Raw genomic sequence first — 19218 nt, 5'->3', positions numbered from 1 at the left:
GAAAAAAAGTTAGACCATCCTATAGAGGCAGGAGGCTTCCCAATGAGCAAATATGAAACGATGGCGAAACGGATCTTGGAATCCATCGGCGGTTCTGACAATGTGGAGCAATATACAAACTGCATGACCCGGTTGCGGGTGTCGGTCCGGGATCGCAGCCAAATTGATGAAACTGGGCTTAAACAGATCGAGGGCGTACTTGGGGCGGTGGATGATGAGACGTATCAAGTGATCCTCGGTCCGGGGGTTGTCAATAGTGTGGCGGAGGAATTTGGCAAACTTCTGAAAGCGCAGGGTCACGGCGGCGGTCAAGGAGCTGCAACTGGCGGTCAAACGGCGGCGCTCCGCGAGGGCTCGGACATCAAGGCCGAGCTTAAGAAGAAGAACAACACGCCTTTCAAAAATTTTCTGCGTAAAATCGGCAACATCTTTATTCCGCTGATTCCTGCGTTGGTCGGGGCCGGGATCATTAACGGTATTGCCGGTCTGATCAACAACCTGATTACCTCCGGCAATGGGGCGGATTGGCTGCTGACGCTCCAACCGATTATCAGCGTCATTGGCTCGGCCTTCTTCGGATATTTGACGATCTTTGCCGGGGTGAATGCCGCGAAAGAGTTTGGAGGAACGCCCGCGCTTGGCGGTGCTGTGGCGGCGATTATCGTTGCACCGGCGGTGGCGAATATCTCTTACACCTATCCCTTGTTTGGGGAAATTAAACTGAATGCGGGACAGGGCGGTATCATCGGGGCGATTTTGGCGGCAGGGTTGATCTCGGTGTTGGAAAAATGGATCCGAAAACGGATGCCGGCAGCAATTGATATCATCGTCACTCCTACAATTGCGTTGCTGCTTGCCGGCTTAGTTACCGTGTTCTTCCTGATGCCGGTCAGCGGTATTATCTCTCAAGGCATCGGACAGGCTACTACTTGGCTGCTAGCCCATGGCGGACCGCTGTCCGGATTTGTACTCGCTTCGCTGTTCCTGCCGTTGGTTATGTTCGGTTTACACCAGGCGCTCATTCCGATCCATGCTGAATTGATTTCGCAGGTTGGATACACCGCGTTGCTGCCGATCCTGGCCATGGCAGGTGCAGGTCAAGTTGGCTCGGCGATCGCCATTTATATCAAGTTGAAGCAGAACTCCCGGATGCGCAACATGATCAAAGGGGCGTTGCCCGTCGGATTTCTTGGCATCGGTGAACCGCTCATTTACGGGGTCAGCTTGCCTCTGGGCCGGCCGTTTATCACCGCTTGTCTCGGCGGTGGTTTTGGCGGGGCTGTGCTTGGTTTGTTCGCAATGACCGGCAACTTCATCGGTTCGGTCGCGATTGGACCTTCCGGCCTTGTCCTGATCCCGCTGATTCAAGGACCGATGGGAATCGGAATGACGATTCTCGGTTACTTGGCCGGGCTCGTTGTCTCTTATATCGCCGGATTCTTGCTCACGTATTTCTTTGGTTTTACAAAGCAGATGCTTATAGAGCATAATAGATAATACAAGTCAGCAGAAGAAACGTTGGGCTGCCTTTTACCGGGCTGCCGCGTTTCTTTTGCGTTTTAGGGAATTGGAAATAAGCATCAGACGGATGGGGAAAACGGAGGGGATGCCCGTGACGACGGGAAGTATACTTACGCAAATGGAGGCCATGCTGGAACAACTGCCTGAATCGGAACGAAAGGCGGCCCAATATATTTTGGCGGCTTCGGCGGAAGTCTCCGGCTTAAGTATCCATGCGGTCGCCGATAAAGCGGGGACCAGTGCGGCGGCGATTACCCGGCTATGCCGTTCGCTGGGGCTGAGCGGATTTCCTGATTTGAAAATGCGTTTGTCGGTCGATAATGCCAAACCGCAAAGACCAGGCTATTATGACATCGAACGCGGGGAGACGATTCAAAACGTCATTCAAAAGACGGTCTCCAACAGTCTCCAAGCCATTCAAGATATGATGCTTCACCTGCAGCCCGAACTGATCGAGCAGGTGGTGGACAGCTTCCGAAAAGCTTCCGTCATCCATATGTACGGGGTAGGCGCTTCGGCCATCGTCGCAGCGGATGCCGCACAAAAGTGGCTGCGCCTGGGGAAGCAAGCGTTCGCTCTGCAGGACGAGCATCTAATTGCGGCCGCGCTGGCCAGCGCTCCGCCGGGGGCCTTGTTTATGGGCATCTCTTACAGCGGGAACACCAAGGAAGTGCTGCAATTGTTCCGGGTTGCCCAAAAGTACGGCGTGCGCACCATCGGCTTGTCCCGTTTCGGCAATCATAAAGTAGCCGAGCTGGCCGATTTGATGCTGTACACGCCGCAGGCGCCGGAAGCGACCTTGCGCAGCGGGGCGTCCAGCTCACGGCTTACGCAATTGGTCATGATCGATATTTTGTTCTTTGCGTACGCCTCGACGCAATACGAAGAGACGATCCTCCGATTGAGTCAAACCCATGAGGCAACGGCGTTCCTCAAACAGAACTAGCGGCTTTCCCGCGTGCTTTTGGATTTTCAGGCACTATGGACAGCCTTACCGTCATATATTAGGGTTGAAGTCCGGAAATGACGGGACAGGAGGTGCTAGTCACGATGCCCAGCTATTATCAGTATGGAATCAGTCCGCAGCTGGTCGAACGGGTGAAGTTGAAAATGAAAAATCCGGCGATCAAAGAGCGGATGAAACAGGTCGTCGACGGCCTCACCCGCGCGGATTTGCAGGATCGCGTTAAGGTGCGCAGGCTCGTTAGAACGGCCGCTTCTGTGCTTGGCGAAAGATTGAGCGGCGTTCAGGAAGAGCAAATCGTCCAATTCGTCATCGATCAGCGAATCGACCCGCGGAATACGCTTCACTTGCTGCGCTTATGGGGAATGTTCCGCTAGAGCAAGCGCGCAGAGATGCGGCGGGACGGGTGATAAGGCCCTGGGGACCGGTACCCCGGCGGCCTTTTGCTATTTTCTCGGAGGGATGATCCGGGGCCAGGCGAGATAAGCTAAACGATACATGAGCGGGGCACAAAGCGCCGGGAGTCATTTCTGCTTGCCAATCTCCATGTTTTGTTTTATATTGACATGAGAGTAGGTCAAAAATAAAAGGAGGTTGTGGCGGATGACCCCGCGTACGAAGGAACAAAATGAAGAGATCAGGCTGCGCCGGCTTGCTCAAATTCGTGTCGCGGCCGCCGATGTGTTTCTGGAGAAAGGCCTGACGTTAGAGATTCGGGACGTGGCGACCAAGGCCGGGCTTGGTTACGGCACGGTCTACCACTATTACAGTAATAAAGGGGATCTGCTGCATGACGTGCTGTGGACGGCGATGGACCGGGCTGGGGAATGGATCGACCTGAGGACGGAGGAGCAGGAAGCGGCCGCCGATTCCCTTGTTGCGGCAGGTACCCGGCTGCTGAAGCTGTGGGCCAAGGATCACGGCGTTTATCTGTTGTATAAGCTGGCGGCGGATGGCTTCCAGCTGCTTCCAGAAGCGCGGGCGCTGCCGCTGGCGGAGACGTTCCGCCGTCAGGTGTTGCAGCCGTTCGCCGCGGTGCTGGAGCATGGGGGACCGCCGGGGTCCGGTGTGATCGTTGCGACTGCGAGCACAGCATCGGCGGGACAAGAAGCCGTTGGAGAGGGCGTCCGGCAGGCAGAACGGTTGTTGGCTGCGCTGGCCGGTTGCGCCGGCTCTCCGCTGCGCCAAGGCACGCTGGACCATGAAGCGGAAGACATTGCGCGCCTGCTATTGTATCGGCTGTCGGAGCGAACCCGACAGACCCTCGAAGGAGTGAGAGCTGAATGATTATATTGAAATCGCCGCGGGAAATTGAAGAGATGAAACGGGCGAATCAGATTGTTGCGGATTGTCACCGGGAGGTCGCCAAAATGATTCAACCCGGGGTCACGACAAAGGAAATTAATGATTTTGTAGTCCGGCATATTACGAAGCTGGGCGGCAAGCAGTTTACGAAAGGGTACAACGGGTTCCCGGCCGAAACCTGCGCATCGGTGAACGATGTGGTGGCCCACGGGTTCCCTTCGGACCGGCCGCTGCAGAACGGCGATCTGCTCAAGCTGGACATCGTTGCGGAGGCGGACGGCTGGTTTGGCGATTCGTGCTGGTGTTATGCGGTAGGTCAGGTGAGTCCTGAGGCGGAAAAGCTGATGCGGGTGACGAAGGAATGTCTGGAGCTGGGGATCGCCCAAGCGATTCCAGGCAACCGGCTGGGCGATGTGACTTCGGCGATCCAGAAGCATGCGGAGGCGAACGGTTATTCCGTCGTACGCGATCTGCTCGGTCACGGGATCGGACGCAGCCTGCATGAGGAGCCCAACTACGAGCATGTCGGCGTAGCGGGTAAGGGCATTCGGCTCAAGGAAGGCATGGTGTTTACGATCGAGCCGATGATCAATGAAGGCACTTTCCGCATCGTGATCGACGATGACGGCTGGACGGCGCGTACAGCGGACGGCAAATTGTCGGCCCAATTCGAGCATACGATCGCGCTGACGGCGGATGGACCGCTGATTTTAACAGCTCAATAAGCAGCAAGCAGGAAAGGAAGGCGGATGCCCAAAGTCCGAAGGGACAAGGGATCCGCCTTTTTTGGCATGCTTTCGCTCTGCCAAATTATCCAACATAAACCTGTTGCGAAAGGGAATGTTTGTTCGTATTATGAGTATAATAGGAACAGACGTTCTGATTAGAAGGTGAGCATATGACAGACAGCATGAAGAAGGGAGACGCATGAGCCCTATTCCCTGGCAAACGCAGGAGGAAGCGGAGATGATCAAGCAATATGTGCTGCTTCCTCTGTTGCTTGATGTGCTGGAACGAGACCAGCGCGCATTGGCATCCGCTTCGTTGAAGCTGCCTCAGGTATACAAGGGGCTGATCCGCTTGCTGCAGAACGCCGCAGCCGCGGATTTGGCCCGGGTGCGCCAAGGCATGCGTGAGCATGGACTGAAGGTATTCGAAGAGCGGCGGACGAACCTGGGGATTGAAGCCCGCTATTTATGCCGGGGGTATACGTATGAGTTCTCCATGCTCTGGGGATTGGTGAAGGCGGAACTGATCCGTCGACTTTGCGCCTATCTAGGGATCGATGGGACGAAAGAGGGGATGTCCTCATGAAAGGTATCCCTCCAGCGCCCTTGGAGACGGAAGAAGATCTTCAATTGGTCAAAGAATACATTCTACTCCCTCTTCTCTTGGATGTGTTGGAAAGGGATATGAGAGCATTAGGGACCGTAAAGCTAAAGATGGACGTGGTGTACGCAAGAGCCTTACACACTGCCCAAGATGTGATCACTACAGATTTGACGTCGGTTCGGAAACAAATGCGCGACAGAGGGATCAAGGTGTTCGAGCAACAACGTACTGAATTGGGCATGGAGGCCCGCTATTTGTGCAGGGGCTATCAACATAGATTTTCCATGCTTTGGAGCTTGGTGAAAGCGGAGCTTAATCAATATTTGAGTAAGTATCTTAACGTCGACTTAAGGAGCGACGGCCTATGAAAAGCGATAACAAAAGTCGAGTCATCATGCTGGCGGATTGTCAATCCTTTTACGCAAGTGTTGAAAAAGCGGCCCACCCCGAGTATGCAGACAAACCTGTTGTGGTTGCAGGAGACCCCGCGCGTCGTTCCGGGATTATCCTCGCCGCGTGTCCCCTTGCCAAGCAATATGGGATCACTACGGCAGAGAGGCTGGGAGAGGCACTTGCCAAATGCCCGGATCTTGTGGTCATTCGTCCCCGTATGGAGGAATACATCAGGGTATCCTTGCAAATTACAGAAATTTATCAATCCTACACGGACTTGGTCGAGCCGTACAGCATCGATGAACAGTATTTGGATGTCACGGGAAGCTTACAGCTTTTTGGCGGTCCTGATAACATTGCGCGGAGCATTCAGGATAAAGTCATGAAGGAGACGGGAGTTCGTGTACGCATTGGAATTAGTGAAAATAAGGTGCTCTCCAAAATGGCCTGCGATAATTTCGCCAAACGGAATGCCACAGGGATTTTTTACTTGCCTGTGAAAGACGTGCAAGAAATGCTTTGGCCGTTGCCGATTCATCAGATGTTTATGGTGGGCTCCCGGATGCGCCGGCATTTAATGAGAATGGGGATATATACCATTGGCCAGCTGGCCCAGACTCCCCTGACCAAATTAAGAGCCAAATGGGGAGTGAATGGGGAAGTTCTGTGGCTCATTGCCAACGGCAAGGATCATTCCCCGGTAACGCCAAGTACACATGATTTGCAAAAAGCCATCGGTCATCAAATGACCCTTCCCTACGATTACTGGGAGTTTGATGACATCATGGTTCCCTTGTTAGAGCTGTCGGAGTTAGTGTGTCAACGAGCTCGAACGAAAGGGTATATGGGCTGGGTGGTCTCGGTAGGATGCCAAGGGGCGGATTTTGATCACCCTTCCGGCTTCTACAGACAAATGAAATTACCCGACCCGACGAGCCTCACGGATGAGGTGTTCGACGCAGCGAAAAAACTGTTTAAACGCCATTGGGATGGGTTGCCTGTTCGGAAAATTGGGGTCACTTTAAGTCAGTTAGTAAGCGACCAGGAATATCAGCTTACTTTGTTCAATAACCGCGAAGTTAAGTTAGCCTTGGAAAGAACCACGGACCGAATAAAGGAGAAATACGGAAGCACCGCGATTATGAGGGCCTCTTCTTTAAAAGCGTCGGGCCAGGCGCGGGATCGTGCACAAAAAATTGGAGGACATTATAAATGAGCAAAAAACTGAAAGGAAACGGCTTGTTCGAATCGTCAAGAATGATGCTTCCAGAGCACAAGGAAGCTTATCTCATGCACCAGCAGAATTTGAGAAAGAACACGCGGCCGCAATTAGATGATCAAGAGATGGAACGGATCTCCAGGCTCATTGCTGAATCCATGCAGCTCAGGAAAGAGATCACTTTAGTATTATTTGGCGAATTGAATCGAGCGGAAATAACCGGAGTCGTGACGAAGATCGATCTGCAACAAAAAAACATCAGAATCACTGATGGAAATGATTTTCGTTGGATCAAGCTATCGGACATTATTGATGGTATGTGGAAATGATATGAAATAAAGAATGCCTGAAGAGCTATCCTTAAAAGTCGTCGTAGACGGCTTCCGGGATAGCTCTTTTTATTGAAATATGCAAAGTTAGGATAATGTTGACAGATTAGCAGTCTTCAGCAAGAAACTTTTCGACACGCGACTTAATCGCGTCCCGAACTGCTCGAAATTGGCTTATGATTTCTTCCTCGGTGCCGGTTGCCTTGGCTGGATCATCGAAGCCCCAATGCCACTTCACGACGTTTTTATTCGAAATCACCGGACAATGTTCGTCTGCATGGCCGCATAACGTAATCACATAGTCAGCCCGATTCAAAATCTCCGGATCGATAACATCCGATGTATGACCGCTAATATCGACGCCAGCTTCCTTCATCACCTGGACGGCACGCGGATTCAGCCCATGTGCCTCCAACCCGGCGCTTTTTACTTCGTACCGATCATTACCGAGCGCCTTCAACCAACCATCCGCCATTTGGCTGCGGCAAGAGTTTCCTGTGCAAAGAAAATAAACGAGTTTTTTGTTATCTGACATGATGATACCTCCTGTTTATGTTAAGCAGCTTCCTTTGAAAAGTACTTTCGCTGAAATCGGAGCGCGACGTTGACCAACGCAATCATCACAGGGACTTCTACAAGAGGTCCGATCACGGCCGCAAATGCAGCGCCGGAATGAATTCCAAAGACCCCAACGGCAACAGCGATTGCCAACTCAAAATTATTTCCCGAGGCGGTAAATGCCAGTGTAGAAGTCACTGGATAGTCAGCTCCGGCTTTTTTGCCCATGAAGAACGAAATCAGGAACATAACGACAAAATAAATTAATAGCGGAATCGCGATCCTCACGACATCCGAAGGCAATTGGATGATCATCTCGCCTTTCAGTGAGAACATGACGATAATCGTAAACAGCAATGCGATAAGTGTGATGGGACTGATTTTTGGAATAAAGACCGTTTCGTACCAGGATCGCCCTTTTGCTTTTACAAGCGAATAGCGAGTAATCATTCCGGCTACAAACGGTATCCCTAAATAAATAAACACGCTCTTGGCGACTTCGACCATCGTAATATCAACAACGACGCCCTCCAACCCGAACCATCCCGGCAAAATCGTAACAAAGATATAGGTGTAGACGGAGTAAAACAAAACTTGAAAGATCGAGTTGAAAGCAACGAGTCCCGCCGCGTACTCGGCATCCCCTCTGCACAAATCATTCCAGACGATAACCATTGCAATACAGCGGGCTAAACCGATCATGATCAGGCCGACCATATATTCTGGATAACCTTGGAGAAAAATTATAGCCAAGAAAAACATTAAGATCGGGCCGATAAGCCAATTTTGAATCAATGAAATGGATAACACTTTGCCATTTCGAAAGACACGGCCGATTTCTTCGTATCGTACTTTCGCCAGCGGCGGATACATCATTAAAATAAGGCCAAGTGCAATCGGTATCGACGTGGTTCCAACTTGAAATTCATTCAAACCGGCGACAAAGTTAGGAAATACGTAACCCAAGCCAATTCCTATCGCCATCGCAATAAAAATCCATAACGTCAAATAGCGATCCAGAAATGAGAGTCGCTTTTTCTTTTGTTTACTCAATTACTGTACACTCCCTTTACTCGCATGTAACTGTCATTCCTCGTTGCTCCAATTTCCGCAGCTCCTCGGACAGATCAGGCAAATGGGACAGAGCATAACCAATTTCCTCTAACCGCTTCTCGTTGATCGAATAGAACACCCATTGCCCCTTTCGCGTTTCGCGGACCAATTCAGCCGTTTTTAGACGGCTTACATGTTTAGAAATGGCTGGCTGGGAAATGTTAAAGATGGGAACCAGTTCACACACGCAGCAATCGCGAATACGGAGCAAAGAGAGGATTTTCAACCTTGTCGGATCGGCTAGAGCTTTCAGAATATCCGCTATCTTTTCAAATTCCATTGTCATGATTATCACCCCATATTAAAACCATATAACCATATTGTTATTTGTATTAAAAAAAGTCAATACCGAAATTTACGCCCTCCTCATAACCCATTTCCTGAGATAAAGGTAAAGTTAATACTTGCAAATTGCAAATAAATGCGGTATAACTGTTTCATGAGAGGTGAGGCACCGTGGAAAATGTGGAAAATGTACGTGAATTATTTCAAATCATGACTCGTCGCTTTGGCTTTCTGAATAAAAACTGCTGTTCTGCGGGTGGCTGTGACATCTCCGTCATTCAAAGCCATATCCTTTATGAAATTGATCGTCAGCACAAGCCTTCTATTCAGCAAGTAGCAGAGACATTAGGGACCGATATCACGACATTTAGCAGACAGGTTCAATCGTTAATTAAGATGAATTTAGTCAAGAAAACGCCCGATCCAAACGACCGCAGGGTGCATCTTCTTTCCTTAACGACGGAAGGCAAGTATGTTGCGGGGGCGATTGACCAGCAAATGAAAGATTATTTCAACGAAATCTTCTCGCACATGAACGATTTTGAAAAAGAGACCGTCATCCGCTCGATCAAACTATTAAACGAAGCGATGGCGAAATCCAGCCAATGTTGTTCAGCCCCTTATTAAGGGCGATCTTTTTTCATAATATTTGCAAATTGCAAATAATTACGAATATAAAAGTAAAGGAGAGAGGATTCATGAATCAAGTCAAGAACGATCAAATTCGCCAAAATGTACGCAGCCGGTACAAAGAAATTGCTTTGCAAGGGGCGGAGGAGTCCAACTCGTGCTGCTCGTCAGAATCAAGCTGCTGCGGTACGGTCAATGACGTCTCTTCGCAGTTGGGTTATTCGACTGAAGAACTAGCGGCTGTTCCAACTGGCGCGAACCTAGGCCTAGGATGCGGCAATCCACAGGCAATAGCAGAGCTGAAACCGGGGGAAGTCGTATTGGATCTCGGAAGCGGCGGCGGTTTCGATTGTTTTCTGGCATCAAGGCAGGTTGGGGATACCGGTTATGTGATAGGGGTCGATATGACGCCTGAAATGGTGAGCCGCGCTCGGGGCAACGCTGTCAAAGGCGGGTTCGCGAATACGGATTTTCGGCTAGGGGAGATTGAGCATTTACCGGTTGCGGATCAAACGGTGGATGTGATCATATCTAACTGCGTCATCAATCTCTCGCCGGATAAACAACAAGTCTTTGATGAGGCATTCCGTGTCTTACGCTCCGGCGGGCGTCTAGCCATTTCCGATGTCGTTACGACGGCAGAGCTTCCGACGGAAATCAAAAACGACTTGGATGTTTTGTATTCGGGGTGCGTATCTGGGGCTTCATCGGTTGAGGAACTCAAAGCGATGCTTAAGCAAAGCGGATTTAAGGATATCGTAGTCGAGCCGAAAGAGGAATCTAGAGCGTTTATTAAAGATTGGGTCCCTGGTTCGAAGGTAGAAGACTACATTGTTTCTGCCGTCATCAAAGCAGTCAGACCCTAGGTTCATCGATTCCGGCCGCGCATTCTCGGGCACTCGCTGTGAACCGGAAGGTCGGTTCCCCTAACGTCTCTATGGGGAATGGCAAGGACGAGAGGTCCTAGGAACTGTGCCGAGAGTCGATCCCGGGGCACGACGGGCGCGCCTTCAGACCGAGTCTGGACCAGAAGGGATTGCGTTTGCGGATATTATTGGAGCCGACATCGATTCGCCGGATTAACGACGAGTAAATTTGTGCAAAGCTAAAGTAAAACCAATGAAGCTGCTGATCTGCCGCTGGCGGATCGGGAGCTTTTTTTGTTAACGGAAGGTGAAAAATGGATGAGCTGGGATCTGGAGTGAGTGGGCGGGAAAACGTCATTTTTTAGGAAGGAAGTCGCCGATCAAGGCAGGATGGCATGACGCAAAAACGTATTCCAAGATGCTGAAAAAACGATAGTCCCAAGCTGGGACCTGGGAAGCTTTTTTTGTGAGGGGCTGTAACGGAAGCAAATCGCGAAAAACCGCAGAATGATGCGATTTTCGGACAAGACTTTGGTATCAATTTTGTAACCATTATGGAAAAGGGTGTAAAAATTGAGCGAAACCTAGATGAATTTCGCACGTCTATTATCACGAAATGAACCAACCGGACAAGGGTGCCGAAAATCCGTATCCCCCCGGAAAACAGGCCCAACTGTAAAACACTCCCAACAGCCTAGTTACACGACAGGTCCGGTTGGTTCATGATTAAAAGTGATTTTGAGAAGCGGAGGTGCGAATCGGCCATACTGCATCATCACCTGCATAGCTGCATAGAAAAGCGGCCGTACGTAAGGTTGCTGCCCTTGCTTGCTCATCGGAGGCCAGACACAGCAGGGGCATCGATCTTAAACGGAACGTGCACGAGAAGAAGAACAGCGAGGTGAACTAAGAGGTAAATCCGATGACGACATTAGCGAAGAAACGATTAGCGATCGGGCTCGTTCTGGCAGGCCTCTTGATCGCAGGCTGCGTGGTGCTGGTCGTATTAAACTGGCCGCCGCCCCATTACAGCTATGCGGCAGAGGACGGAACCGAGCTGAAGTTCCGCACCAAAGGGGACAAATTTCTCGCCTATGACGGCGAGAGCCGCTGGGAGGAGCTGTTCGTCAAAGGCGTCAACCTGGGGGCGACGGTGCCGGGACATTTTCCTGGGGAATTTCCGATCACGGAAGACGACTACTTACGCTGGTTCCAACAAATTGACGATATGGGCGCAAACGTCATTCGTATTTATACGGTGCATAACCCGGTGTTCTACAAGGCGCTCGTCAAATACAACCGGGACAAAGGGAAGGATCCCCTCTATTTCATTCAAGGGATCTGGTCGCCGGAAGAGCAGCTCATTGAGCAGCAGGACGCTTATATTCCGGGGATCAAGGATGCCTTTCACAAGGAAATTGAAAAAGCGGTCAAAGCTGTATACGGCGATTTGAAGGTGTCCAAGCAGCCGGGAACATCGGGCGGCAAATATACCGCCAACGCCGCTCCTTATCTCATGGCTTGGCATATCGGCACCGAATGGGACCCGGAAATGGTGGATAATACGAACCGCAAGCACGCGGATGTTACGCCGTATCAAGGACAGTATTTTGCGGCGACCGAGGAAGCAACCCCGTTTGAGAGCTGGCTCGCGGAGCTGGTGGACGACACGGCTCAGAAGGAGCGGGCTTACGGTTGGGAGCATCCGATCACGTTTACGAATTGGGTGACCACGGATGTGCTGGAGCATCCTGGTGAACCGTTGTTCGAGGAGGATCTGGCCAGTGTGGATGCCACCCATATTCGGCCGGTGAAATGGGAAGCAGGATACTTCGCTGCTTATCACGCGTATCCGTACTATCCCGACTTTTTCCATCTGGATAAGACGCTCGAGACGATTCCGGACGGAAATGGGGATTACAACACCTATAAAGCTTACTTACAGGAGCTCAAAGCTTACTATAAGGACATTCCGGTTATGATTACCGAATATGGCGTCCCGTCTTCGCTGGGCGTCTCCCACCTCGGCCGAGGGGGACGGAACCAAGGGGGGCACAACGAACAAGAGCAAGGTGAAATCAACGTCTCTTTGACGAAGGATATTTACGATACCGGATATGCCGGCGCGATCTTGTTCATGTGGCAGGATGAATGGTTTAAGAAGACGTGGAATACGATGCGCTTTGAGATCCCGGAGGATCGACGCGCCTTTTGGCTGAATGTGCTTACGAACGAAAAACAATTTGGCCTGTTGTCCATGGGTCCCGGAAAAGAAGACGATCTCATCATCGACGGCAAGCTGGACGATTGGGACAACCTGCCGGAGGGAGAGGTCCAAGCCTGGGATCAACCAGCATCTGGCATCGACCGGCTGCAGGTGACCCATGACGAAGCTTATGTGTATGTCGGGCTGCGGCTCAGCGAGCCGTTCGACCCTGCGAAGCGGCTCATCCGCCTCGGTGCAAACACACAGCCTGGCGGCAACCAACCGGTGACGGAGATGCCAAGGCTGCGGTTAGACGACGGCCTCGAAGCGATCGTGAATATCGGAAGCGATGAGGAGACTGAGGTGCGGGTGGCGCCAAGCTACGATTTCCACCGCCGTCTCTACGGGCGGTACGGTTATTGGATGCTGGACGATCCTACCGAGGAGCAAACCGTGCAGTTTCAACCTTGGAAGCTGGCGGTCAGCTTGACCATGAAACCTCCGGATACCCGATCGGCCCATCCGTTTCAGGACATGACCGTTGGGCAGCTGATTCGCGGCACAACCGACACGGGAAGCGATGATTTCAACTCTCTCGCTTCGTGGCAGTACAGCGGCAATGAGGTAGAACTGCGCATTCCTTGGATGTTGCTGGGCTTCGCTGATCCCAGCTCGCGCCAGGTCATCGACTACCGGCCTTTGAAGGAGGACCTCGCCTTCTCGACGACCGAGACCGACGGCATCACCTTCGTGCCTTGGATTGAGGAGCGAAGTGAATCGGGGACAGATCACGGTGACAGCGGGGAGAACGTTGCTTTGGACACGTTCCCCAAATACGTATGGCAGCCTTGGGAAACCGTGCAGTACACCGAACGGCTTAAGTCCGGTTATTACGCCTTGCAGGCGTTCTACCGCACCTTGCCAGATCGCAGGACCACGGGAGAATAACCAGGCGCCGAGAGGAGGAAATGAAGATGGCGGGTCAGCATCTTGGCCTGGCAATTGCCTTTATTTATGTATGCCTGGGGCTGATCGGCATAGGCATACTGCTCTTGTTTTACTTAAAGATCCGGCATTTGCGCATTCAGCGTAAAACGAAGGAATACTTGCAGAAGCACCAAGACTATTTCATGTTCCTTCAGGCTCATTTGGGCGATGCTGAGGAGCTTCCGCTGCCGCCGGGCAAGCTGACTGAGCTGGAACGGCGGGTGATCCAACAGCGGGTAACCGAATGGATCGAACAATTTAAGGGCGATCTGCAGCAGAAGCTGATCGCATTATGTTACAACGCTGGCTTTGTCCAGCAGGACCTGAAGCTGCTCGACAGCTTGTTCTACGGCCGGCGGATCGCCGCCGCCTACCGGCTTGGCGGGATGCGGGCGGTGGAGGCGGTGCCGCGGCTGCTCACGATGCTGAAGGATCAGAAATACAGCCCGCTGAGCATCGTCATTGCCCGCTCAATTGCCAAGAGCGCGGAGCATGAGCAGCAGCTCAGAGATATGCTGGTCTATCTGTTGCGTCATGGCAAACCGATTCACCATCTCGCCGCTGACATTCTGATGGAGACGCGGCTTGACACCAGCCGGCTTCTGCTTCAGTTGATGAAGGAAGACAATCCGGATCTGGTGAAGGTGGCGATGGCTGCGATGCGCGGCCAAGAAATGCCGGGGCAAGTCCCGGCGCTGGGGCGTTATGCGTTTGCGCTTGAGAGGAGGGAGACCACTGCTTAGAGATATTTTGCTGATTTATGGTCTGTTTGCGACGTATTACGTCATGTCGGTTAACTTGATTTATTTTTCGATTATGACGTTCTCGTTCCGCCAAATTTTGACGATCTTCCGCCGGGCGGCCTATTCGAAATACAACACGCTGTCCGGTTCTGAACTGGTACCGCCGGTCTCGCTGCTGGTGCCTGCCTTTAATGAGGAACTCACGGTTATTGAGAACGTGAAATGCTTGATGACCCTGAACTATCCGACTTATGAAGTTATCGTTATTAACGACGGATCGAAGGACAACACGCTGGGCGTGCTGCGGGAAGAATTTGAGCTGATGCCGCTAGAGAATCCAGACGTTCGTCACACGATCGACTGTCAGCCGATTACGGCGGTGTACCACAATCCGAAGTACCCGCATCTGTACGTCATCGACAAACCGAACGGCGGTAAAGCCGATTCGCTGAATGCCGGCATCAACCTGGCGCATTATCCGCTCATTTCTTCGATTGATGCCGACTCGTTGCTGGAGAAGGACGCGTTGATCCGGATGGCCCGGATGTATATGGAAAATCCGGAGGAAACGGTGGCCATCGGCGGCGACGTGCGGATTGCCAACGGCTGCGTGATTGAGAACGGGGCAGTGAAAGAGGTTTCGCTGCCTCGCAAAATCTGGCCGATGTTCCAGGCCACGGAATACTTGAAGGCGTTCCTCGGCGGCCGGATCGGCTGGAGCTCCATCAATGGGCTGATCATCGTCTCGGGAGCGTTTGGCCTGTTCCGCAAGGATTACGTTATTGCCGTCGGCGGTTATCGCGGCGGGTATCCCGGCGAGGATATGAACATCATCATTAAACTTCATCGGTACATGCTGGAGAACAAGCTGAAGTACCGTATCGCCTTCTGTCCGGAAGCGGTGTGCTGGACACAAGCGCCGGACACGTACCGGATTCTGTCGAACCAGCGCAAGCGCTGGGGCCGCGGGAACCTGAAGAACATGATCGAGAACTACGACATGGCCTTTAATCCGAGATACAAGGTGATGGGGCTTCTGACGATGCCGTACAACATTATTTTTGAAGCACTGAACCCTTATTTTAAAATCACGGGGTTGCTCGCCCTGATTGGGTACACGCTGATGGACATGACGCACTGGCGGATTCTTGCGATCTTCTGGCTGATCAACTTCCTCAGCGGTTACGTGCTCAGTATCGGGGCGCTCTTACTGGAGGAACTGGCGTTCAAACGCTTCGACAAGCTGTCGGATTTGTGCAAGCTGTTGTTGTTCTCGGCGCTAAAGTTTTTCGGTTACGCGCAGCTCGGGGGATTGTGGCGCATCCAGGGACATATCCAGTTCATGCGCAATAACAACTCCTGGGGGACGATGACCCGTCAAAGCTGGCAGGACAAAGGAGATTCGGCTGCCAAAACAGCCAAGCCGGCCAAGTCAGCCTAGGGATCGGGGAGCTCCCTCCCCCGCTTTGCGGCGGTTGCCGGAAAGGAGATGATAGGGCAAAGGAAGGCTTGGATCCAAGAAGTAACCAAACTTAAGGATAAACTTACGAAAGAAGAAAGGCGGGAATGAATGATGTCAAACCTGACAGCACTGCATAACCAAACGGAACAATCCGGCTTATACGCCGGCATGGGGCAACGCGTGAGGGAAACAGCCAGCGAGGTAAACGGGGTGGTATTCATTTATTCCGCAGGCGGCCCCTCTTACGTGGCATCCCAGGTGCGGGGAATTTTGGAGTCTGAACCTGGACTTCAGTTTGATGTATGGAGCGGGGATGAGCCAGGAAGCGTGGCGGTACTGCTGCCAGGCCTGACACTGGATGCGGTTCACTATCAAGGCTTGCGCCTGAAGCAGCAGCTGCAGGAGCGCATTGCCGATTACCGTCCGCGGATGGCGCTGGCCAGCTTCACTTCGCAGGCAGCGATTACCCCGCAGGTGCTGAGTCAAATCGAGGAAAAAGCCAAACAGAATTACTCCGATGATATTTATATTTTTACCAAGGCTGACATGCTGGTTGTCAAAAGCCGAGTCCTAATCGTGGAAGGGGATCCGGCGGTACGCGAATTCCTTCAAATCCGGCTGAATATGCAGGGCTATGAAACGATGACAGCCGATAACGGCTTGACCGCCCTGGACTTGATTGCCGATTGGAAGCCGGATCTGGTGCTGACGGAGCTGAACCTGTACGGGATCGATGGATTGCCGTATATCCATCAAATTCAGAAGGTCGGCAACGAGCAGATGCCTAAAATCGTTGTGCTAACGGAGCAGCGGGTCGAGAAAACGATCAGCTTATGCTTCCAAAACGGGGTAGACGATTATATCACCAAGCCGTTCTCCCCGGTTGAACTCGACGCGCGAATTCGCCGTTGCATCCAATAACATCTGATTCCAATACAGAGAACATAATGGAGGTAGAAACCTGTGAACAATCATTACCAGAAGCTGATGAATGCGATTGAATCGAAAACCGCCGTACTGGGCGTAGTGGGTTTAGGTTATGTCGGCTTGCCGCTGGCAGTGGAAATGGTGAAGCAAGGATTCCGAGTGGTGGGCATCGATCTGGATACATCAAAAATCGAGAAAATCCACCGCGGAGAATCGTATATTCACGATATCCCGTCCGAAACGCTGGCCGAAGTGATGGCCACAGGGCGATTCCAGGCAACCACGGATTACGCGGTACTGTCCGAAATTAACGCGGTCAGCATCTGCGTGCCGACGCCGCTGAGCGAAAATCAGGATCCCGATACCTCCTATATCGTCACCGTGGTGGATCAGTTGAAGCGGTACATGAAAAAAGGCATGCTGATTACGCTGGAAAGCACAACTTATCCGGGGACGACGGAAGAGCTGATTCAACGCGAGCTGGAGAAGCTGGGCTATACAGTAGGTGAGGACTTCTTCCTCTGCTTCTCGCCGGAGCGGGTCGATCCGTCCAATCCGAAATTTAATACTTACAACACCCCGAAAGTCATCGGAGGAACTACCAAGGCTTGCTTGGATTTGGGGACGGCACTGTATTCCCAATATGTCCAAACGGTTGTTCCTGTGTCCTCGCCGAAAGTGGCGGAAATGTCCAAACTGCTGGAGAACACGTTCCGCAGCGTGAATATCGCTTTTGTGAATGAAATGGCTATGATGTGCGACCGCATGGGCATCGATATTTGGGAAGTCATCGACGCGGCGAAGACCAAGCCGTTTGGCTTTATGCCGTTCTATCCGGGACCAGGCATCGGCGGTCACTGCATCCCGCTGGATCCGATGTATTTGAGCTGGAAAGCGAAGGGCTTCCGGTTCTACAGCCAATTCATCGAGCTGGCGCAGTCGACCAACGACAACATGCCTTATTATGTCGTGAATAAAACGTCCAAAATCATGAATGAATACGCCAAATCGATTAAAAAATCCCGCATCCTGATCCTTGGCATGGCGTACAAGCCAGACATCGCCGACCTGCGCGAATCGCCGGGATTGTCCGTATACGAGCTGTTTAAGGACAGCGGCGCCAAGGTGGACTATTACGACCCGTATGCGACAAGCTTCCGTGAAAAATCCGGCGGCGTGGTGCACAGCGTCGAATACGACCTTGATCGATTCAAAGCCTACGACTGCATCGTCCTGGTGACGAATCACAGCAACTTCGATTATGAAGGCATCGCTCACCTCGGCGTGCCAATCGTGGACACGCGCAATGCGTTCCGTGATTATCCGCTGCCGCATGTGTATAAGATCGGCCACTCGGTTGCACAAGTTCAGGAAGAGTCCCCAGCGTTGATCGTAGGTTAAGGATACGAGTCTTGATACTCAAAAAACCGATCTTCGTCCGCCTTCGGGCGTTGTCGGGAAGCAAGCGGCCGACCCTGCTGGTGCTTGGCGGAATGCTGCTATTGGCTTTGCTTATGTTATTGGCTTTTATCCGGCCATCAGGTTCACAAGCGAAGGCAACCTGGATTTGGGAAACGAAGGTGATCGAACAGCAACCGGACGAGCTGCTGAACTTCGTCCGCAGGCAGGGCGTGAATACAATCTTCTTGCAAATTGGCAGCGGGGTAGAGCAGGGCAGTTACCGCAGCTTCATCCGCGCTGCCTCCCAGGCAGGTATCCAGGTGCATGCTTTAAGCGGTCATCCGGATTGGGCGCTGCGGGAGCATCGGGGCGAAGCCGAGGCGTTTCTGAAATGGGTGATCGACTTCAACCGGGAAGGGAAGCCGGAGGAGCGGTTTGCGGGCGTCCAACTGGACGTTGAGCCCTATTTGCTGGACCGTTGGCGGAACGATCAAGAAACCGTGGTAGAGCAATGGATGGAGGGCATCCGTATCTGGACTGAAGAGGCGAGATATAACGATCTTGCGATCGGTGCGGCCGTTCCATTCTGGCTGGATCGGATAGATCACCCGAGCGGAGCCCTGAAGCTGCCGCTGGGCGACTGGATGGTTGATCAGTTCGATTACTTGGCGATTATGGCCTATCGGGATGCTGCAGGCCGCATCTATGAAATTTCACAGCGGACGCTAAATGAAGCGGATCGGCAAAAGAAACGGGTCTGGGTGGGCGTCGAGCTGGGCGAGAGCCGGGAAGGGCCCGGCGTCTCCTTCCATGATCTGCCGCTTGCTTCGCTGGACCGGGAAATGGAAAGGTTAGAGGAGCTGGGGAAAAGGCACGGATCGTTTGCCGGCATTGCCGTTCACAGCTATGAAGCTTGGCATCGTAAACTCAATGGGCCGTAATAACAGAAGGCTGCCCCATAGAAATAGACGGGGACA

At 52.2% G+C, this 19218-nt stretch carries 20 protein-coding genes; 17 read left to right on the top strand and 3 right to left on the bottom strand.

All coding sequences use genetic code 11. From position 1 onward, the window contains the following. Positions 1–42 precede the first annotated feature (42 nt). The 9 genes from PBA01S_RS00880 to PBA01S_RS00840 all read left to right on the top strand — a co-directional run bounded on the left by PBA01S_RS00880 (position 43) and on the right by PBA01S_RS00840 (position 7063). On the top strand, positions 43–1497 hold the full coding sequence (locus PBA01S_RS00880) for a PTS transporter subunit EIIC (RefSeq protein ID WP_016311630.1): 1455 nt from the start codon (positions 43–45) through the stop codon (positions 1495–1497). 115 nt (positions 1498–1612) lie between these two features. Continuing rightward, a complete protein-coding gene (locus tag PBA01S_RS00875; RefSeq protein ID WP_127575105.1) occupies positions 1613–2467 on the top strand; it encodes a MurR/RpiR family transcriptional regulator in 855 nt (284 codons plus the stop codon). Between the two features lie 104 nt (positions 2468–2571). Beyond that, entirely contained in the window at positions 2572–2862 is a 291-nt protein-coding gene (locus PBA01S_RS00870) for a stage VI sporulation protein F (protein ID WP_009225267.1), read from the top strand. Positions 2863–3088: 226 nt separating this feature from the next. After that, entirely contained in the window at positions 3089–3772 is a 684-nt protein-coding gene (locus PBA01S_RS00865; RefSeq protein ID WP_085170455.1) for a TetR/AcrR family transcriptional regulator, read from the top strand. Further along, on the top strand, positions 3769–4515 hold the full coding sequence (gene map / locus PBA01S_RS00860) for a type I methionyl aminopeptidase (protein ID WP_085170456.1): 747 nt from the start codon (positions 3769–3771) through the stop codon (positions 4513–4515). Before PBA01S_RS00865 ends, map begins: the two co-directional genes overlap by 4 nt. Positions 4516–4717: 202 nt before the next feature. Beyond that, the gene (locus PBA01S_RS00855; RefSeq protein WP_016311635.1) at positions 4718–5104 is read left to right on the top strand and encodes a YhjD family protein; all 387 of its coding nucleotides are present in this window, start codon (positions 4718–4720) and stop codon (positions 5102–5104) included. Beyond that, positions 5101–5490 carry a YhjD family protein gene (locus PBA01S_RS00850; protein WP_255315258.1) on the top strand — a complete coding sequence of 130 codons (390 nt, stop codon included), beginning with the start codon at positions 5101–5103 and terminating at the stop codon, positions 5488–5490. Before PBA01S_RS00855 ends, PBA01S_RS00850 begins: the two co-directional genes overlap by 4 nt. Next, the gene (locus tag PBA01S_RS00845; RefSeq protein WP_127575103.1) at positions 5487–6731 is read left to right on the top strand and encodes a DNA polymerase IV; all 1245 of its coding nucleotides are present in this window, start codon (positions 5487–5489) and stop codon (positions 6729–6731) included. The genes PBA01S_RS00850 and PBA01S_RS00845 overlap by 4 nt, the downstream gene beginning before the upstream one ends. Continuing rightward, positions 6728–7063: a YolD-like family protein gene (locus PBA01S_RS00840; protein ID WP_016311638.1), complete on the top strand. Its 336-nt coding sequence runs from the start codon at positions 6728–6730 to the stop codon at positions 7061–7063. The genes PBA01S_RS00845 and PBA01S_RS00840 overlap by 4 nt, the downstream gene beginning before the upstream one ends. 106 nt (positions 7064–7169) lie before the next feature. Here the strand turns inward: PBA01S_RS00840 and arsC are convergent, their stop codons facing one another. From arsC to PBA01S_RS00825, 3 genes are read right to left on the bottom strand one after another with little or no spacing between them, the layout of a single operon-like run. Further along, complete coding sequence (arsC, locus tag PBA01S_RS00835) at positions 7170–7598, bottom strand: arsenate reductase (thioredoxin) (protein WP_016311639.1); 429 nt, start codon at positions 7596–7598, stop codon at positions 7170–7172. A 20-nt stretch (positions 7599–7618) separates the two neighbouring features. After that, positions 7619–8674, bottom strand: a complete 1056-nt coding sequence (gene arsB, locus PBA01S_RS00830; RefSeq protein WP_016311640.1) for an ACR3 family arsenite efflux transporter — start codon at positions 8672–8674, stop codon at positions 7619–7621. Positions 8675–8690: 16 nt separating this feature from the next. Further along, positions 8691–9014, bottom strand: coding sequence for an ArsR/SmtB family transcription factor (locus PBA01S_RS00825; RefSeq protein WP_016311641.1), 324 nt, complete (start codon positions 9012–9014; stop codon positions 8691–8693). A 185-nt stretch (positions 9015–9199) separates the two neighbouring features. Between PBA01S_RS00825 and PBA01S_RS00820 the strand changes: the two genes are divergently transcribed. The 8 genes from PBA01S_RS00820 (at position 9200) to PBA01S_RS00785 (ending at position 19182) form a co-directional block, all read left to right on the top strand. Continuing rightward, complete coding sequence (locus PBA01S_RS00820) at positions 9200–9646, top strand: MarR family winged helix-turn-helix transcriptional regulator (RefSeq protein ID WP_127575115.1); 447 nt, start codon at positions 9200–9202, stop codon at positions 9644–9646. Between the two features lie 71 nt (positions 9647–9717). Next, positions 9718–10515, top strand: a complete 798-nt coding sequence (locus PBA01S_RS00815; RefSeq protein ID WP_127575102.1) for an arsenite methyltransferase — start codon at positions 9718–9720, stop codon at positions 10513–10515. Positions 10516–11437: 922 nt separating this feature from the next. Then, on the top strand, positions 11438–13669 hold the full coding sequence (locus tag PBA01S_RS00810) for a hypothetical protein (RefSeq protein ID WP_127575101.1): 2232 nt from the start codon (positions 11438–11440) through the stop codon (positions 13667–13669). A gap of 26 nt (positions 13670–13695) precedes the next feature. Continuing rightward, a complete protein-coding gene (locus PBA01S_RS00805; protein ID WP_127575100.1) occupies positions 13696–14451 on the top strand; it encodes a hypothetical protein in 756 nt (251 codons plus the stop codon). A gap of 43 nt (positions 14452–14494) precedes the next feature. After that, positions 14495–15892: a glycosyltransferase family 2 protein gene (locus tag PBA01S_RS00800; protein WP_036624697.1), complete on the top strand. Its 1398-nt coding sequence runs from the start codon at positions 14495–14497 to the stop codon at positions 15890–15892. Between the two features lie 132 nt (positions 15893–16024). Next, the gene (locus PBA01S_RS00795; RefSeq protein WP_028538296.1) at positions 16025–16834 is read left to right on the top strand and encodes a response regulator transcription factor; all 810 of its coding nucleotides are present in this window, start codon (positions 16025–16027) and stop codon (positions 16832–16834) included. 66 nt (positions 16835–16900) lie between these two features. Next, positions 16901–18241, top strand: a complete 1341-nt coding sequence (locus tag PBA01S_RS00790) for a nucleotide sugar dehydrogenase (protein WP_036645319.1) — start codon at positions 16901–16903, stop codon at positions 18239–18241. A gap of 11 nt (positions 18242–18252) precedes the next feature. Continuing rightward, the gene (locus tag PBA01S_RS00785) at positions 18253–19182 is read left to right on the top strand and encodes a glycoside hydrolase family protein (protein WP_009225288.1); all 930 of its coding nucleotides are present in this window, start codon (positions 18253–18255) and stop codon (positions 19180–19182) included. The last annotated feature ends 36 nt before the right edge of the window (positions 19183–19218 follow it).

This window comes from Paenibacillus barengoltzii NBRC 101215 (assembly GCF_004000745.1).
In the GTDB taxonomy this organism is placed as follows: domain Bacteria; phylum Bacillota; class Bacilli; order Paenibacillales; family Paenibacillaceae; genus Fontibacillus; species Fontibacillus barengoltzii.
Note: the sequence above shows the minus strand (reverse complement) of the source record. Positions and strands in the feature narration are given on the sequence as shown.

Excerpts from the sequence above, each read along its gene's own strand:
- PBA01S_RS00805 (WP_127575100.1), top strand. The coding sequence starts at position 13,696 with ATGGCGGGTCAGCATCTTGGCCTGGCAATTGCCTTTATTTATGTATGC.
- PBA01S_RS00845 (WP_127575103.1), top strand. The coding sequence starts at position 5,487 with ATGAAAAGCGATAACAAAAGTCGAGTCATCATGCTGGCGGATTGTCAA.
- PBA01S_RS00840 (WP_016311638.1), top strand. The coding sequence starts at position 6,728 with ATGAGCAAAAAACTGAAAGGAAACGGCTTGTTCGAATCGTCAAGAATG.
- map (WP_085170456.1), top strand. The coding sequence starts at position 3,769 with ATGATTATATTGAAATCGCCGCGGGAAATTGAAGAGATGAAACGGGCG.
- PBA01S_RS00865 (WP_085170455.1), top strand. The coding sequence starts at position 3,089 with ATGACCCCGCGTACGAAGGAACAAAATGAAGAGATCAGGCTGCGCCGG.
- PBA01S_RS00790 (WP_036645319.1), top strand. The coding sequence starts at position 16,901 with ATGAATGCGATTGAATCGAAAACCGCCGTACTGGGCGTAGTGGGTTTA.
- PBA01S_RS00850 (WP_255315258.1), top strand. The coding sequence starts at position 5,101 with ATGAAAGGTATCCCTCCAGCGCCCTTGGAGACGGAAGAAGATCTTCAA.
- PBA01S_RS00795 (WP_028538296.1), top strand. The coding sequence starts at position 16,025 with ATGTCAAACCTGACAGCACTGCATAACCAAACGGAACAATCCGGCTTA.
- arsC (WP_016311639.1), bottom strand. The coding sequence starts at position 7,598 with ATGTCAGATAACAAAAAACTCGTTTATTTTCTTTGCACAGGAAACTCT.
- PBA01S_RS00825 (WP_016311641.1), bottom strand. The coding sequence starts at position 9,014 with ATGGAATTTGAAAAGATAGCGGATATTCTGAAAGCTCTAGCCGATCCG.
- PBA01S_RS00880 (WP_016311630.1), top strand. The coding sequence starts at position 43 with ATGAGCAAATATGAAACGATGGCGAAACGGATCTTGGAATCCATCGGC.
- PBA01S_RS00855 (WP_016311635.1), top strand. The coding sequence starts at position 4,718 with ATGAGCCCTATTCCCTGGCAAACGCAGGAGGAAGCGGAGATGATCAAG.
- PBA01S_RS00815 (WP_127575102.1), top strand. The coding sequence starts at position 9,718 with ATGAATCAAGTCAAGAACGATCAAATTCGCCAAAATGTACGCAGCCGG.
- PBA01S_RS00870 (WP_009225267.1), top strand. The coding sequence starts at position 2,572 with ATGCCCAGCTATTATCAGTATGGAATCAGTCCGCAGCTGGTCGAACGG.
- PBA01S_RS00810 (WP_127575101.1), top strand. The coding sequence starts at position 11,438 with ATGACGACATTAGCGAAGAAACGATTAGCGATCGGGCTCGTTCTGGCA.
- PBA01S_RS00800 (WP_036624697.1), top strand. The coding sequence starts at position 14,495 with ATGTCGGTTAACTTGATTTATTTTTCGATTATGACGTTCTCGTTCCGC.